Raw genomic sequence first — 16380 nt, 5'->3', positions numbered from 1 at the left:
TCATGCGTCAAATGATTTTTACTCATGACACAGAGCTCACACTGCGGGCTGCCTGTGTGCTGGTCAACAGCAATCGGGTCGACGGCGAGCAACTCGGTGACACCGCCGCGCTGGACGCTTACCTGGACGGATTCGGCTGGACCGGTCGCCGGGACCGGGACGGTGCGGAGCTCGATTCCGTGCACCGACTGCGTGAGCGCGTCGGACGGATCTGGACCGTCGTCGATGACGAGGAGCGCGTGGTCGGTCAGGTGAACGCGTTGCTCGCGGACACCGAGGCCTCACCCTGGCTGACCCGGCATGAGGAGATGCCCGAATGGCATCTGCACCTGGCGTCCATCCATGACCCGCTGTGGCAGCGGATGGGTGCCGAGATGGCGATGGCACTGGCCGACCTCATCCGAGGTGGCGAACTGCGCCGGCTCAAGATCTGCGCGGCGCCCGACTGCGAGGCGGTGCTGTTCGACGTGTCACGCAACCGGTCCCGGATGTTCTGCGATACCGGCAATTGCGGGAACCGGCAGCACGTGGCGGCTTATCGGTCCAGGGAACGCAACAAGGACGGCTGAACCGGCCGCCTCAGGGGTGCCATCGCTGAGCCGTGGACCGACGGAGCGACCAACTCGACGTCCGGCGGGATCTTGGCTCCGTCACCCCGCTGAGATCCGCCGGACATCGAAGCCGAGTCATTCGGCCGTGGTGTCGTCGTCGAGGCGTCTGTCGACGTGGCCCCTGCCGGCGGCCGGCCGTGGTTCCACCACGTGGTGGTGGCAGCGGGATTGCCGGCATCTGCAGTGGCGGCGCTGCGGTAGAGGGATCGTGGCGGAACCGGACCGTGGGCACCGTATCCGCCCGAACCGGACTCACTCGCGTACGCCGAACCCGTCCGAAGGGGTGGGCTCGCGATGTCCGCCGCAGACAGCATGCTGCCCCCGCCGTTCGGCGGCGGCACCGGCTCCATATCGGGACGGGGTCTGGTGTACTGCTCATCTGCCGCACTCGGTAAGACATCTGCGGACACCGTGGCCGGCGCGGCCGACTGTTCCAGATACTGCCGCCACGCCTGCAGGACGGCCAACAGCTGCTGGGTGTAATCCGTTGCCGGAGTGGGCAGGTGGGACGGCGGGCCGGCAAACGCCGGCGGCATCGGCGGCAAGGCCGGGGGCAGCGGCGTCGCCGGGGGTGCGGCCACCGGCCACTGCGGGGTGGGCGGTATGCCGAAGCCCGTCGTCGCCGCACCCGCCATCTGCTCCAGGTACTGCCGCCAAGCCTGCAGATAGGCAAGAAGATTCGGATCGAACTGTGGTGCCGTCATGTGTGGGCCTCCGTAATCTGGACAGGCGGTAGCTGGCTTCCCTCGTACGGTGTCGTCGGCATGTCCAACGGATGGGGCAACGACTCCGCGGCGAAATCGGAATCGAGAGCCCGCAGCGGGCGCGCGTCGGCCGGCTCACGGTTCTCGATGTCGAAGACGTAGCAGTAGTCACCCGCGGGGGTGGGCATCCGGATGGGACTCGACAAACCCTGGTCCAGAAACCCGAAGGGGAACCGCCACTCGAGCGTGGTGTTCTCCCGCAGGTCGGTGCCGTCCGATCCCACCCATACGTAGTGATCGAGGATCGCGTTGACGGCGTGCCGTCCCGACTCGCAGGCCGCCTCCATCGACGTCATCCTGGTGAACGTCTTGGTCCAGGTACCCGCGAACACCACAGAATTGTGATGCACCTGGAAGCCGCCATGGCGGGCCTGCCACACATTGCGCACGTGCAGGTCTTCGAGCCACCGAGCCTGGGTGGGCCGGTAGGTCCACGACGTCCCATGCGGATTCCACGGGTCGCCGCCGGGACGATTGGGCCAGTCTCCGATGATCGGCACCAGGTACGGCGTCTCGTTGCGGACGATGAGCCCGGTGTCCGCGGCGGTGATCAGCCCTCGGTCCAGCGTGTACCACGCCGGCCACGGCATGATCTCCTCCGGGGAACAGCCGGCGTCGCTGGTCAGAGCGGCCACTATCTGGCGCCACACCTCGGCTGCGAGTTCGTCGGGCGTGCAGTCGCGGGCCGCCTTGCCCCGGCCGGCCGCGTCCACCAGATGCCTTGACGGCGTGTTGAAATCGCCGATGTCGACCGAAAGCACCGACACGTAGCCGTCATCGGCCAGGTTGGGTCGCTTCTCCCACATGCCGTGCTGGTTGATCGACGACAGCGCCCATTCGGTACCCGAGTAGTACATGTGTCCCCGGAGCAATTGGAACTCGGTGTCGAAGTAGTACTGCACGCCCGACAGTGTCTGGAATCGATCCCAGGGCACCCGGCCCATCATGTCCATCGCGTAGGGATCGCGCCGAGCCCCTGAGCGGGTGGCGTCGGGCTGCAACGGACCGTCCGGCGGCGGGGCAGAGGTCGTGAACCCGTCGAGGTCGGCCACCGTGCCCCCGGTGCCGGCCGCGCGCAGCGCCATCGTGATCCTCTCGGCGGAAGGGGCGTCGACCGCGACGACGGTGTAGTCCGGGGCGACGCGGGTTCCGTCGGCGAACGTGACCCGGACCCGGGGGCGCAGATGCGGCGGTTGCCGCGTATCCACCACCGGTGGATCGATACATTCGGCCGAGGCGCGCACGAAGCGCACGCCGATCTGGGTCAGATGGCGATACCAATGGTCGAACCACGATTCGGTGGTCGGCCCGTTGAGCACTCCGTCTGCCTTGTTGTCCCTCCTGTCCATCTGCAGCTGTAGCTGCAGGTAGGTCGTGAGGTTGGTGCGGGCGTCACCCCAGCGTGAATCGAATGCGGCCAGCACTCTGGGCATCTCGAGCAGGAGGGCGTCGAAACGCGGGGTGTAGGAGAATCGTCGGGTGCCGTCGGGCTGCCGGCCGACGAAGTAGTCGTAAGCAGAGAGGTTCTCCAGTTCGGTCGCGCGGCGCAACGGGCTGGTGACCAGATAGCGCAACAGTCTGCCGACGAAGGTCTGCACATCGTTCGCGGTGAAGCCAAACTCGGTGAGTTGTCCGGTGGTACTGATGAATTCGGCGAGGCTGCGGGGTGCTTCGCGCGGGAACACCAACGACGGTTTGCCGTTCACCGTCGTGCCCTGGGTCACCACCCGCCGGACGTTGTCCCACACGGTGCGCGACGTCGTCGTCCAGCGCTGAACGCCGGTCGCCGATGCCGTGCGCTGATAGATCGGGATGCGGTTGAAGAGGTCCCATGTGTGCAGGTAATAGGCCGGGAAGAAACGGAATCCGTGCTCCCCGGCGACGGCCCGACCGGGAACCGTCGGTTGGCCCCGCCTTCCGGGAAAGGGCCGAAGTTCGGCATGAGTTCCGTTGTGGAATCGCGCCTTCGCGTACTGCGACGCCGCCAGGCCACCGATCTTGACAGCCGGATGGCCGTTTCCCGGTTCGGCACGCTCGTCGATTCGTGGCTCGTAGACGGTGACGTCGAAACCACGCTCGGCCAGTTCATGTGCCGCGCTGAGGCCCGCGATGCCCGCACCCAGGACCGCCACGGTCGGGCGTCGCGGGCAGGCGGCCGGAGGGATGATCGGCGTGTTCATCACGCGTCTGTTCGGAGTGCGGACAGTAGCGCCGGTTGCGAGGGAGCGCGCACCGCGGCGTGGACGTAGGCGCGCATGGTGTCGTGTGCGCGCAGGATGTCCTCGAGGGAGCCGCAGACCTGCAGCACTCCGCTTTCCACGGCGTGGTCGAGGCTGATCGCGGCGTCGAGAATGTCGAGGATCCCGGTCCGGGAGGTGACGACGCGCGCGCCCGCGTTCTCGACGTGCCCGGTGGACACCTCAAGGCGGCGTCCGCCGCGCAGCGCGAAGCGCTCACCGTCCACGTCGAGGTCGACCACCAGCGGGCCGAGCGTGCGAAGGACCAGGCGATAGCTGTCAGGCACCTCATCGGCAAGATGGGCGACCGACATCCGTAGCAGCGACGAAACCTTCTCAGCCATAGAGGAACTCGAATACACCGGTGCCGGAGAAGTCGATGGTCTCGCCGTTGATCGTGCCTGTCATCCGGGCGGTCCCGCTGGACTCGCACAGGACGGACGTCCCGTCCAGCGACAGTTCACTGGGCTGGGCCAGCCGCGCGTAGGACCGCGGGAGGAATTCGGCACGCACCGAGTCGGCGCAGCGGGCCGCGGTGACCTCGATTCTCGCGGGCACTCCGGGGACTTCACCGTCCAGCAGCAATCGCATCGGTGGCGGCAGGGTGCAGTCGGCGGGCCGGCCGAGGAGCCCGGATGTCCGCACCTGCACCGACGCGTGCCGGAAGATGGCTGCCGGTTCATCTCGGTGCCACACGTACAAGGCCTGGGACAGGTATCGCAGCCGCCGTTTGTCGGTCATGCGCAGATAGACCAATGACCACGGGTCACCGGAGTCGTGCGGAAGAACCGTGCCCCACTCCCAGCCGAAGTCATCTCCCCACCAGAACCGGCCCCAGTTGTGGTCGTGGTAGGACACGTCGTTGTCGAACCGGTGCTCGTGGCCGCCGATGTTCAGTCGGCCGGTGGCGTGCAGTCGTGGCACGAACAGCCAGTTCATCCGGCCCGACCCGATTGGTTGGTTGTTCACGACGAACGGCCGGCTCACCGAGGCGAACTGCAGTTCACCGCGAATGCCGTGGGCCGGAAGGTCGACCGTCACCAGGTAACCGTCGGGTTGCACCTGCATGCGATTGCCACCGATGGTCAGATCGCCGAGACACGCGGAGATGTCCACTTCCGATGCGTCGAATCGCGCCACCTCGCCACGCCATTCGGAATCGTGCACGATGACGATGACCCGGGGTGCCAGCCGGAATTGTCCGTCCGGGGCCGTCTCGCTGTTCAGGCTGAAGTTGATGAGAAGACGGAGACCTCGGGCGTGCACCACGAAGTGGTGCCACTCTTTGAATCCTTCCGGCTCGGCGGTACCGAGCATCGGTGTCCGCATGAAGTCGCTCGCCGCCAGTGATGCTGTCATCGCAACCACCGCCCGGCGCTCGGAAGAGAGGTTGCTCCGCTCACCGGCGGTACGTCGGGTTCTGACCCGGCCAGCCCCTCGATGGCAGTGCCGATACTGGCCAGCCCGAGTAACAGGTGTACGAAGTCATCGTCGGGGTACGGACCGGTGCAGCCCGGTGCGGCCAACGACCGCACCAGCTGCCCCAGTCCGGCCAAGCCCACCAAGTAGCCGATGAAGCTGCTCTGCTCGGCAAGGGCCGGCTGCGGGTCCGTGATCGTCATGCGAAACCCTCCGGGCGCAGCCGGGCCAGTATTGAGTCGTTCAGTCCGTGGCCGACGAGAGCGTCGGCCAGCAACTCCGACCATGCGATCGGGGCCGCGTCGGGTTCGGCGGGGCCGTCGAGCACGTTGAGGCTCAACGTTTCCCAGATGCGGCGGAGATTCTCGACGGCAGGTGATCCCGCCAGCGCATCACGCAACTGGGCCCCGGCGGGTGTCTGCGCGTAGCGCGCGCCTTCCGCGATCAGCATGTCGTGCACGCCGCGGGCGGCCACGGGATTGCCGAGGACCGCGCGGCGGGCCCCGAGCAGCAGGTCGAATGCAGCGCGTTCGGTGCCGTCGGCATCATCGGCGGGGGCGGGAAGCAACTGTGGCGCATTGCGCTCGACGAGATCAAGGGTGGCTTCCCTGATGCGTTCCAGCTCGGCCAGCATGCCGATCAGCATCTCGGGGTTCATCGTGTTCGCCCGTGCACGTAGTCGACCAGGCTGGTGAGCATGTCTCGGTGCTGGCTCGGGGGCAGCCAATCGAGATCCGCGAGGACGGTGGCAGCTTCCCGGGCATGTCGGGCGGCGATATCTCGGGCATGGTTGAGCGACCCCATGCGCTGCATCAAGTCGAACAGCCAGCGGATGTCGTCGAGCTTCTTCGATGACGAATGGTGCTGGCCCTGAAGGAAAGTGATGATCTCGGTGTGTCCGCTGTGGGACAGGTCGCCGCGTGCGGTGAGCCGTTCCAGCAGGTCGGTGAGGCCGAGTTCACCGTCTGCGCCGGGTCGGCGTCTGCCCAGGATCTCGACGGCGTGGTCGCGTTCCTCCGGTGTCGCGCATCGAAGGGCGTGCAGCAGCATCAGTGTTCGCTTGCCCTCCCACAGGTCGCCGCCGATCTCTTTGCCGTAGTCCTCCGGATCGGCCCGCAGATTCAGCAGGTCGTCGGTGATCTGGAAGGCCGCCCCGATGTGTCGACCGAGGGCCTCCAGCGGGGGGAGTTGGCTGAGGTCGGCGCCGGCGGCGAGTGCGCCGGCCTGTAGCGGAGTGATGAACGAGTACCAACTTGTCTTGAGCTCGACCATTTTCAGGTAGTCCGCGTCGTCGAGTTGCCAGGCGTTGGATTTGACCCACTCGAGTTCGATCGCCTGGCCGTCGACGGTCTGCCGGGTCATGTGAGCGACGGCGCGCAGGATGCGCAGTGCCGGCCCGAGTCCCACGCGTTCGACGTTGTCCAGCAACGGCTGCAGGGTGAGTGAGAGCATCGCGTCGCCGACGTTGACGGCGATCGGGATGCCGTGGTCGATGTGCAGGGTGGGTTTGCCACGGCGCCACCAGGATTCATCCTCGATATCGTCGTGGATGAGGAAGGCGTTGTGGTAGAGCTCCAACGTGGCGGCGGTGGGTAGCACGGCGTCGAGGTGTCCGCCCAGACCCAGGCAGATCGCGATGCTCAGTGCGGGTCGCAGCGCTTTCCCACCGCGCAGCGGGTAGTCCAGGATCAGCTCGTGCAGGCTGCCGGACCCCTGCCGACCCGATCCGTAGAGCCGGTCGATCTCGCCGTCGCAGATCTCCTTGCAGTGGGCGAGGTACTGCTCCAATTTAGCTGCAGGCAGTGTGTTCATCGAGAATTTCTCTACGGAACGAAGACGACGAGTCCCTGTACATCCTTGACTCTCGTGGCGAATCGAACCCGAACCGCGAGTTTGATTGTGTTGTTCGGGGTATCGCCGATCACCTCCAAACTGGGAGGTACGCTGACCGCGATGTCTACCGGCTCCTCGCCGGGAAATGCCTCCGCCGCAGCCTGATGCCCGAGCCGTTGTCGACGCCCGATCATGTAGCCGAGTGCATCGGTGGCTGGATCTTCCAGAACGTCGACGCGTTGAAGCGAATTGCAGTTGGCCACGTCCAGCAGTTGGGAGAGGACTGAGACTCCGTTCAAGAACTGACTCAGCTTCTTGACGCCGACCGTGTTCGTGATGAGGCACGTTGGTGCTCGATATCCGGCGGTCTCAACCTTTGCGCGTGCATCGATGAGCGCATCAAGAAGGTCGGGCGCGGTCGCTGCGCCCACACTCTGCGTAGGCCGTGCCGTCGCAGGGGGAGGCTTGCGTAATGCAGGTACGACCGCTGCGTCAACTTTCGCCGCGAGCAGCACAGTTTTGGCAATCACGTTCGACAGTAGTGAGTCCGGCGTAGGTGCGATCACTTCAGCAAGCGTCACTTCAAATGGGGTGCTTGCCGATTGAATCGGCACAAACCCTGGCGTCGCGGTGTTGTCCAGTCGAACCTCGGTCTGCGCGGGGTCCCCGGTGACCCACTGGGGAAAGGTCTGCCACGCGACGCACGCGTCCTCGAATGTCTTCTTCACAACCTCGTTGGCAAGGGCCAATCGCTCAGAACTCAGGTACATGCCGACCCCCTCAGGTTCGGCTCAAATCATCGCAGACCCACACGTCCCTCGTACGCGAGTCGGTGTCCGTCAATCGGCGTACTTTTGGTGCAGCGCGACCTCTTGACCTGGGGACAGTTCTCCGCGCAGGACCGCATCGCAGTGCGCGATGTGCAGGGTGGCGACGGGGTCGTCGGGCAACAACTGCCGGCACCGCTCGAAGGCTGCCCGTGCGGCCACCACGTCGCCGTCGTCGAACAGGGTGAAGGCCTCGTCGAACGCCGGCTGCGCCGAGATCTTGGCAAAGCGAAGGACTTCCGGATCCTCGTTGTAGACCTCGTAGAGGGTCACCGGCTGGCGGCGATTCACCACCATCACCCGCTCCATCCTGCGGATCAAGAACTGGGCCGGGTCGGCGAGCTGCGCATAGGTGGCGTCGGAGATGAGGATGGCCGAGTCGTAGCGCTTGTTGGTGCCCTCGATACGCGCCGCCAGGTTGACCGCATCGCCGACAGTGCTCAGCACCATGCGGTTGACGCCGCCCACCAAGCCCAGCCCCACGACCCCGGAGTTGATCCCGATCCCCACCCGCAGCTCTTCGGAGCCGTGCGCCAGGCGCTCGACGTTGTGCTCGCGCAGTGAGCGCAGCATGCCGAGCCCCGCCCGGACCGCATTGTCGGGTGCACCCTCGAACACGGCGAGGACCTCGTCGCCACGCATGTCCTGGATCATGCCGTTACAGGCCACGATCGGCAGTTCCACAGCGCGCAGGAAGCCGGTGGCCAGGTTGTTGGCCTCCAATACGTCCATGTCTTCCAGCAGTGTGGTGTATCCCCTGATATCGGTGACGAGCACCGTCATCTGCCGTTCGACGCGGTAGCCGCTGCGTACCCGGCGGACATCGTCGATATCGAGCATGCGCAACAGCTCGTTGGGGACGAACTTGGACTGAACGTCCATGAGGGACAGGCGATGTTCGTCGGCCGCGCGCAGTTGAGCTTCGAGCTGAAAGTTCCACAGTGGTGCCGCCGCCTGCGCGCAGAGGAAGGTCATCGCCTCTTCATCCTGGGCTGAGAAACGCTGCCCCGGGACGGTCCGCTCGGCATAGAGCACCCCGATGATCCTGTCCTGCAACCGGATCGGAGCGGCGAAGACCGACGTATCCGAGACCAGGGTCACCGGAGCGCCGGTTTCCACCACGCGCGCCACCACGGAACTGTCGTAGGGCACCGCTGTCCAAGGCCCTTCGATGGTGGTGGTGACACCGGCCTGGTGGACCGCGCGGACGGTCAGCTGGTCCGGTTGACCGGTGAGACACAGCACCCGTTCCGCGCCGGTCATGTCCGCGGCGGCGCCGAGGGCCAGCTTGGCCAGGCTGTCCGGGGTTCTCGCGGCCGCGAGCGTGCGCACCAGGTGGTGCGCGCCCACGGGATCGATTCCGCCCGACCCGGGTTGCACGAGTTCACGGCTGAGCAGCCAGGGGTGCTGGCGAGCCAGCCGGTCGGTGCGCAACACGAACCCCAATGCCAGCCATCGTTGGTAGGCGGTCCGCAGCATGTGCTCGTGGAGCCGGGTCCGGCCGGTGTCGGCATACAGGGTGGCCGCCTCCTCGTGCGCGAGCGCGGCGATCAGCGGCAGCTGATGTTCTTCGGCGAGTTCGATCGCCTTGTCCAGGAACTGCTCTGCCTCGAGGTAGCGTCGACGGGCCCGTGCCCATGACCCTTCGACGAGCGCGCACGGCGCGGCGTAGTTGGCGGGCGCCCCGGCCGCCCATTTCCGGTGCAGCGATAGCGAGTCGCGCACGGCCTTCTTCGTGGCACGGTCGTTCGGTGCGGCATGAATGTGGCTCAGGGCGCTCACCATGTGGACGAGCTGAAGTCCGGTGGTGCCCGTGGTCCCGGCCAGATGCTGCATCACCTCATCGGTCACGCTGACCGCACCGGCGTAATCGCCACTCCAGAAATGGAGGCCCTGGGTGACGTCGGCCGCGACACTCAACGTCACCTCGTCACCTTCGCGGCGCGCCGCGGGCACGATTTCGCGTTCGTCATAGCCGCTCTCGCCGGCGACGAGCATGGGATCCTCGCTGCGTCCCAGCAGGTTGAGGCAGAGTTGATGGAGGGCTTGGCTCAGGGTGCTGGGTACGGGTTGGGAACGGATCTGTGGGATGAGAGACCGGGCCAGCGCGTCGATCTCGGAGAGTGGACTGCCCGCCCAGAACGACTGGGAGAGCAGCACGGTGATCAGGAAGCCGGCGTATTCCTGATCACCCTGGTTGAGGGCCGCCGTGATTGCCTCGCGGATCTGCACCAGACCGTCGCGCACCGGGTGGCGCCAGTGCCGGACGAAGTTCAGATAGAGGAACAGCGTCTCCGGCCGCGCCTCCCGGAAGCCGGCCCGTTCGGTCAGCGCAAGAGCGACCTCACCGAAGCGCTGGGCACCGGCGCGGTCGCCCGAGATCACGAGCAGCACCCCGTAGCTCACCAGTACCAGTGGAGACGACGGTGTGTGACCGTGCGCCAGGCTGAGGGTGAGTTGTTTGCGGATGATCAACGGGAACAGATTGGGGCGCGCGATGTAGGACATGCTGCGCATCTCGGCGAGGATGCGCTGCGCTTCGATGACCCGTCGGTCTTCGCACGCCGGTAGTTCGAGCAATTGCTCGGTACCCCACCGGCGCGCCGTGAGTTTCATCCGGCCCAGCGCATTGAGGATCCGGGGCGTGCCGGCGTCGGGCGGCAGCGGCTCGCCGAGCTCCTCGAGCGCGCGCAGCCCGATGGCCAACGCGTCCTGGAGCCGGTTCTGCGCTATGCGGCCCTTGAGGCGCAGGTAGGCAAGCCGGGCCCGATCGGCGGGATCACGCAGCACCTCTTCCGCCTCGTCCAGTAACGCGTGCAATGCCGGCACGTCACCGATGAGTAAGGCCGCCTCAGCCGCGTCGAGCTGCAGTTCCAGGGTCAGGTCGAAATCCGACGACCAGCGTTGCTCACCCAGGAGGCTGAGTGCATTGCGGCAATAGTCCAGGCACAGCGGGAAGGAGGCTTGGGCCCGGGCCTTTCGTGCGGCGCGATGCAGCACCTCGACGAAGTGCAGACGCTCCGCGGTCTCGACGGTCGCGCCGCCGCCCAGGCTGACGTGGCGTGCCGCTTCGAAAAGCCGGTCGTCGCCGAGTGCCACCAACCGCCGGCCGATGCGCAGATGGACGTGCCGCTGCGTCTCGGCGGAGAGACCCTCACGCGCCGACTCGGTCACCCTGTCGTGGCTGAAACGGTAGCGAGCCTGGTGGCTGATGGAGTTGGCGATCCGTCGTCCGTGGTTGTCCAGCGCTTCGATCAACCGCAGTTCGAGCGCCGACCAGAGGGCGTGGGCCACCACATCCGCGGGTGCACCCGCGGCCGCGGTGGCGTCGTCGAGGTCGAACTCGCTACCGATGCAGGTCAGCGACCTCAGCACCGCACGGTCGGCCGGACGGAGCTGGTCGAGGTAGCGGCCGAGGAATTCCGCCGCCGACGCCGAGATCTCGATGGAACTCAGGACGCGAAGATCCCATCTGGGCTGACCGTCCGGGCCGGCGGGAATGAGCGCTCCGGCTTGCTGCGCGCGGTACAGCAGTTGGCGGACCTGAAGCGGGTTGCCATCGGTCCGGTGATGAAACTCGGCGGCGACGTCACCGAGCTCGACGCTGTGGCCACTCACTCCGGCGAGCAACTCTTCGACGTCGAGCCGGGAGAGCGGTTCGAGGTCGATACGCTGGATCGTCGGTGTCGTCAGACCCGCGCCGGCCGGGTCGAACTCGCCGGCGCGATGGGCGCCGACCACCAGCACGTTGCGCAACGACACTGTCAGCAGCTCGGACAGGAACATGAGCGAATCACGGTCCGCCCAATGCAGGTCGTCGATCGCGAGGACGACCGGCCGGAACGCGGCGGTTTCGGAGAGCAATTGGACGACGGCTCGGTGCAGCCGTCGACGGGCGTCGGCCGCATGCACCACCGTGACGTCCTCAGCCGGCGCATCGAGGTGGGCCAATTCGGGAACGAGTTCCTCGAGCACCACCGCGAGTGGCTGAGTCCCACTGGTCAGAGCGGATCGCCAGTGCTGGCGTTCCGCGGCGGGGGTGGATTCCATGGTGCGCACGAGTGCACTGAGGGCCTGGCCCAGGGCGGCATACGGGGCGGGCGCCCCATCGCGGCACCGTCCGTAGGCGAAGACGCAGCTGCGCTCGGATATCTCGGCGCCGAAGGCCTGGACCAGGGTCGACTTACCGACTCCGGGAACACCGCTGATCAGGATGCATGCGCCGTCGGCTCGCCCGGCGGATTCGACGGCGGTGAGCAGGTCGATCATCTCCTGCCGCCGGTCGACCAACCGTCCGTCGAAATCAAGCACCGGGGTTGTCACCGCCGAACCGGTTCCATTCTCGTGCCGGCTCCTCCCCAGCGCTGTCGACGGTGTTCGCCTGCGCGGTCGCGATGCGACAGCTTAGCGTTTTCCTGCGGTTCGAGAGTTGATCATGACGAGGGTTCGTGCGGCCGGGGTTCGCGCTGACGCGTCCCCGCCGTGCGGGAGGTTTGCTGAACGGTCCGGCAACCGGTTGCTTCGTCACGCCCACATTTCTTTGATAACGCAACGAAACTGGCGTGCTACCCGTCGCCGGAATGCCCTTAGGCTCGAAACCGGGGACACATGGACCGGAACGCGACCACCAAACTACAGGCCAGCGGGCACCGCTTTCTTTTGCGGCGAATGGAATACGCACTGGCGTGCCGCGACACCCGCATGCTCGGCGACCCGATCCGGGCGCACTCGCTGGCTCTTGCCGCCGGTGCGGTGCTGACCGTCGTGGTCATGGGCGTGTGCGTCGCGTTGGCAGTGATCAGACCGCGCGGCACCATCGGCGATGCGCCGATCGTCATGGCTCGCGAGTCGGGGACGATCTATGTGCGGGTGGGCGACACGCTCCATCCGGCAATGAATCTGGCGTCGGCCCGGTTGATCGCCCGCACGCCCGCGACGCCGGCACTTGTCAGCGCCGCGAGTATCTCGGTGGCCAAACGCGGTCCCCTGATGGGTATCCCGGGGGCACCGACGGCGTTGCCCACCGTGCCTTCGGCGGCAGTGGCGTGGACGGTGTGCGACGGCGGCGAAGCGACCACGGTGTTCGTCGGCGCGGCCCACGGCGCCGAGAGCGCGCCGCCGCTGCTCGTCCGCCCGGCCGGTGAGGGCGCGGCCACCGTCTACCTGCTCTTCGACGGCCGGCGAGCCCTCGTCGACTTGCGGGACCGGCCCGTGACGAGGGCCTTGCGTCTCGACCATGTTGAGCCACTGACCATCTCGCGAGCGATGCTGAATCTGGTGCCCGAGGTCGCCGCCATCGGTGTACCCGTCATCGAGGGGCTCGGCGAACCCGGTCCGTCGCGCCTGCCCGGCAGCCGGGTGGGTTCGGTACTTCAGGTGCGCCGCACCGACGCCGCACCCGACCATTACGTCGTACTCACATCCGGGATACAGCGGATCGGACCGGTGGCGGCCGATCTCATCCGATTCGCCGTCGTACAAGGCGAACCGGTTCGAGACGTTCCCGCGGATCGGATCGCCGAGATCCCCGTGGTCGAGGCATTGCCGCTGCGGTATCTCCCGCGCAGCGGCGCGACGCCGGCCGGACGTGACCTCGCGGGGCAGGTGTGCGTGCGCTGGGTGCCCTCGGGCACGGGTGCCGCGCCGGATGTCACCGCGACGGTCGACAAGTCCCCGCCGACGCAATTTCCGACGATCGCCTTGGCCCAAGCCGACGGGGACGGCCCGCACATCGATGCCGTCGCGATCCCGGATGGCGCGTACGTGCACGCGACGGGCGCAGCGGGGGCGGGCGCGGCGACCGGACCGCTGTTCCTCATCGACCAGGCGGGTGTGGCGTACGGACTCGAGAGCCCGGAGACCGCGCAGAGTCTGGGATTGCCCGGCACACCTGACAGCGGGCCGTGGCCGATCCTCGCCGCGCTACCGCGGGGACCAGCGCTCAGCAGTGCCGCTTCGTCCGTCCAACGTGACGGGATCACGCCGCCGGCGTAGACGCGCCGACGAGATCAACACCGCGGCGGCGGTCATACACAGTGCTGCGCCCACGAGCGCCCGCCGGCCGGTACCCGACGAAGGGCGCTCGACCGCCGGTGGTACTGCGCGCACGGCGGGGGAGGCGCCCGAGATATCGGGTACGACACCGTCGAGTGCGCCCACCACATCGACGATTCCCTGCCCGACAAACGGATTCCATCCGGATCCCGGGGTGAGCGCGGTGTCCTCGATCCGCTTCATCACCTGGCGTGCGGTCAGGTTCGGCATAGCCGACCGCAGCAGCGCCACAATCCCCGCGACGATCGGTGCGGCATAGCTGGTTCCGGAAATAGTCTGCGGTGCAGCGTCATCGGGAGCCTGGTCCACCAGGCCTTCGCCGGACGGGCTCAGTGACACCACCGCTTCGGCGGGCACGGCCACATCCACCCAGGGGCCGCCCAGCGTGAACTCCGACGGCATACCGTCGGTGCGTGCCGACCCGACGGTCAGCACGTACTCGTCGTACCAGCACGGGCTCGCCACGACCTCCACGCGCTCCCAGTCCGGGACGCTCCCGGATGTCGGATTCTGCTTCGGACAGCTGCCATGTCCGCCCACGTTGCCCGCGGCCGCCACCACCACCGCGTTCTTCACCTCCACTGCGTAGGCCAGGGCGGCCCCGAGTGCCCGATCGTCGAGGGCCTCACCAGCCGCGACGCAGGCCACGGTGGAGATGTTGATGACCGTCGCACCGAGGTCCGCCGCCAGACGTACCGATGCCGCCAGGGTGTCGACGTCGCCGACGCCCTCAGCTCCGCCGACTTCACGGAATCGGCTGCTGGACTGCCGGATACCGAGAATCGTCGCTTCAGGCGCGACCCCACTGAATCCGGACTCCTCGTCGGGTGCCGAACCGATGAGGCCGGCGACGATGGTTCCGTGCCCGTCGCAGTCCTGCGTCCCGTCACCGGTGGAGACGAAGTCGCCGCCGGGTATCAGGCGGGGCAGGAGCCGATGGCGCGCGACCCCGGTGTCGATCACGGCCACCGTCTGACCGGTTCCCCGGGTCACTGCCCACGCCGCTCGCAGATCGGGCCGGACCGGGACTCGACGGGACCCGGCGGCCCCGCTGGTCGTGGAACATGCCTTGAATTGCTCTGTTCGGTAGGGGGCTGCTGCCGGGCCCGGGGCAGGCAGCAACGTACCGTCCACCGTCGGCGGACCGACCGCGTGCGCCGGCGGGGCCGAGCTCAGCGATGAGATGACAAGCGCAGCCGCGGCAATCGGCCGGGTCACCCGCGTCACCACGGCAGATCCATATGCCGCGCGATACCGAAGACTCCGGCGGCCCATCCGGCCAACGGGACAGCGGCAACCAACAGGGCGTGTTCCAGCACATCGACGCCGCGGACCCACACCGGGCCGAAGGTGTGGCGCTGCGCGTACAACCCGCCGGTCACCCCTACCGTCGTCACCGCGATCCAACCGGCCTGAGCCGGAACCGTCATCAGCAGTATCGCGGAAGCCGCTGTGGCACTGATCAATCCACCTGTGACCAGAGCGATCCGGCACGAGCTGTCGGCGTACAGTCGCGACCGCAGAAACAGCGCGCCGGCCACCACGGCGACCAGTAACGGCCCCGCCGACGGTTCCGTGCCGGCCCGGGCGCAGCCCACCGCCATCAGGACAGAACCCGTCGCGGCTGCGGCGGCGCCACCTGACACGATGCCGGCCAGCACCTCGCCGGCGTACCCGGCGCGTCGATCGGTGATGCGCGAATCGCCATGATCGGGGATCACCGGCGCCAAACCCGTCAGCGCGATCGTCAACCGGGCCGCGGTACCCACGCCGGCCAGCGCGGTGACCACCAGGATGGCGGCAATGACGATGACCCCGACCGGGGTGATCACGGCGAGGGCGGTCGCCACCGCGAGCAGGAACGCGTACGTGGCGTACGCGGTGAGAAGCGCGGTACCGCAGGCACTCAGCCGTCCGAGTACGACCGAGGTCAACGCGGCGGCGGCGGATCCCAACAGCACTCCGGGGGCATGCAGCGCCGCTCCGGTGGCGAGATGGCCTGCGGCTGCGCTGAACACGACCGCGACCGTGCACGCTGCGGTGCGTGCACCGGGAGCGCGACGGGCGACCACGGCGGACAGGCCGGCGATGAACGCGGCGACGGCCGCCGCCGCTGCCGGATGGCCGTTCCCCGTCAGCGTGTACATCAGGGTGGTGACGGCGATCGTGACGCACCACGCCCACGCCTCGGGTGCCCGAGCCTCGTGTCGAGGCGCCCCGGCCGAGATCACGGTGCGGAAATCGCCGCGTGCGGAGGGCAGGAACGCCGGCGCGGAGACACCTGACATGGTCAGGATGTCGCCGTCCTGAATACCGCACTCCTGCAAGGTCATCGACTCATCGAGCGGCCCCTCGGGCACCCGGTGGAGCCGCCAGGTGCGGGCGTTCTCCGTGCGCACACCGGAACCGGCCACGAGATCGACGACCTCGGGCAACAATGCCGCCAGCGGTACAGATCTCGGCAGGACCAGATCGGTCATCTCGCCCGACCATGCGACCGCCACCCGGCACAGCGAATCCTCCACCGCAGTGAACCCCCTCACGCTGCTTCCACGGTAGCCACCCGGAGATCGGTGGTGACGCACCAAAATCGGGTGGAACCGACCGGCGCCCTGATGCGTCGAACCCGGTGTGG

Annotated in this window: 13 protein-coding genes; 2 read left to right on the top strand and 11 right to left on the bottom strand. The window is 67.4% G+C overall.

What is annotated here, in order from left to right:
• The first annotated feature begins 11 nt into the window (after nt 1-11).
• On the top strand, nt 12-569 hold the full coding sequence (locus tag QN239_RS26410) for a CGNR zinc finger domain-containing protein (RefSeq protein ID WP_499014863.1): 558 nt from the start codon (nt 12-14) through the stop codon (nt 567-569).
• Here QN239_RS26410 and QN239_RS26405 read toward each other — a convergent pair.
• The 9 genes from QN239_RS26405 to QN239_RS26365 form a co-directional block, all read right to left on the bottom strand.
• A complete protein-coding gene (locus QN239_RS26405) occupies nt 536-1315 on the bottom strand; it encodes a hypothetical protein (protein WP_499014861.1) in 780 nt (259 codons plus the stop codon). The two genes, QN239_RS26410 and QN239_RS26405, sit on opposite strands and share 34 nt — an antisense overlap.
• Complete coding sequence (locus QN239_RS26400; RefSeq protein WP_499014859.1) at nt 1312-3555, bottom strand: FAD-dependent oxidoreductase; 2244 nt, start codon at nt 3553-3555, stop codon at nt 1312-1314. The genes QN239_RS26405 and QN239_RS26400 overlap by 4 nt, the downstream gene beginning before the upstream one ends.
• The gene (locus QN239_RS26395) at nt 3555-3956 is read right to left on the bottom strand and encodes an SCP-2 sterol transfer family protein (RefSeq protein ID WP_499014858.1); all 402 of its coding nucleotides are present in this window, start codon (nt 3954-3956) and stop codon (nt 3555-3557) included. Before QN239_RS26395 ends, QN239_RS26400 begins: the two co-directional genes overlap by 1 nt.
• The gene (locus tag QN239_RS26390; RefSeq protein ID WP_499014856.1) at nt 3949-4971 is read right to left on the bottom strand and encodes a hypothetical protein; all 1023 of its coding nucleotides are present in this window, start codon (nt 4969-4971) and stop codon (nt 3949-3951) included. The genes QN239_RS26395 and QN239_RS26390 overlap by 8 nt, the downstream gene beginning before the upstream one ends.
• Nucleotides 4968-5234 (bottom strand): hypothetical protein, encoded by a 267-nt coding sequence (locus QN239_RS26385; RefSeq protein WP_499014855.1) that lies wholly within the window; start codon nt 5232-5234, stop codon nt 4968-4970. The genes QN239_RS26390 and QN239_RS26385 overlap by 4 nt, the downstream gene beginning before the upstream one ends.
• Entirely contained in the window at nt 5231-5689 is a 459-nt protein-coding gene (locus QN239_RS26380) for a hypothetical protein (RefSeq protein ID WP_499014853.1), read from the bottom strand. Before QN239_RS26380 ends, QN239_RS26385 begins: the two co-directional genes overlap by 4 nt.
• On the bottom strand, nt 5686-6843 hold the full coding sequence (locus tag QN239_RS26375; protein ID WP_499014851.1) for a polyprenyl synthetase family protein: 1158 nt from the start codon (nt 6841-6843) through the stop codon (nt 5686-5688). The genes QN239_RS26380 and QN239_RS26375 overlap by 4 nt, the downstream gene beginning before the upstream one ends.
• An 11-nt stretch (nt 6844-6854) precedes the next feature.
• The gene (locus QN239_RS26370; RefSeq protein WP_499014850.1) at nt 6855-7634 is read right to left on the bottom strand and encodes a hypothetical protein; all 780 of its coding nucleotides are present in this window, start codon (nt 7632-7634) and stop codon (nt 6855-6857) included.
• 69 nt (nt 7635-7703) lie between these two features.
• Nucleotides 7704-12002 carry an AAA family ATPase gene (locus tag QN239_RS26365; protein WP_499016975.1) on the bottom strand — a complete coding sequence of 1433 codons (4299 nt, stop codon included), beginning with the start codon at nt 12000-12002 and terminating at the stop codon, nt 7704-7706.
• Between the two features lie 297 nt (nt 12003-12299).
• Here QN239_RS26365 and eccB point away from each other — a divergent pair, with 297 nt between their 5' ends.
• A complete protein-coding gene (gene eccB, locus QN239_RS26360) occupies nt 12300-13685 on the top strand; it encodes a type VII secretion protein EccB (protein WP_499014848.1) in 1386 nt (461 codons plus the stop codon).
• Here eccB and mycP read toward each other — a convergent pair.
• Together mycP and eccD are read right to left on the bottom strand one after the other, a co-directional pair.
• Complete coding sequence (mycP, locus tag QN239_RS26355; protein ID WP_499016974.1) at nt 13614-14972, bottom strand: type VII secretion-associated serine protease mycosin; 1359 nt, start codon at nt 14970-14972, stop codon at nt 13614-13616. The two genes, eccB and mycP, sit on opposite strands and share 72 nt — an antisense overlap.
• Complete coding sequence (eccD, locus tag QN239_RS26350; protein WP_499014846.1) at nt 14969-16288, bottom strand: type VII secretion integral membrane protein EccD; 1320 nt, start codon at nt 16286-16288, stop codon at nt 14969-14971. Before eccD ends, mycP begins: the two co-directional genes overlap by 4 nt.
• Nucleotides 16289-16380: the final 92 nt, after the last annotated feature.

The organism is Mycolicibacterium sp. Y3 (assembly GCF_051188035.1).
GTDB lineage: Bacteria > Actinomycetota > Actinomycetes > Mycobacteriales > Mycobacteriaceae > Mycobacterium > Mycobacterium fluoranthenivorans.
The sequence above is the reverse complement of the archived record's forward strand: the minus strand, read 5'-3'. Positions and strand labels throughout refer to the sequence as shown.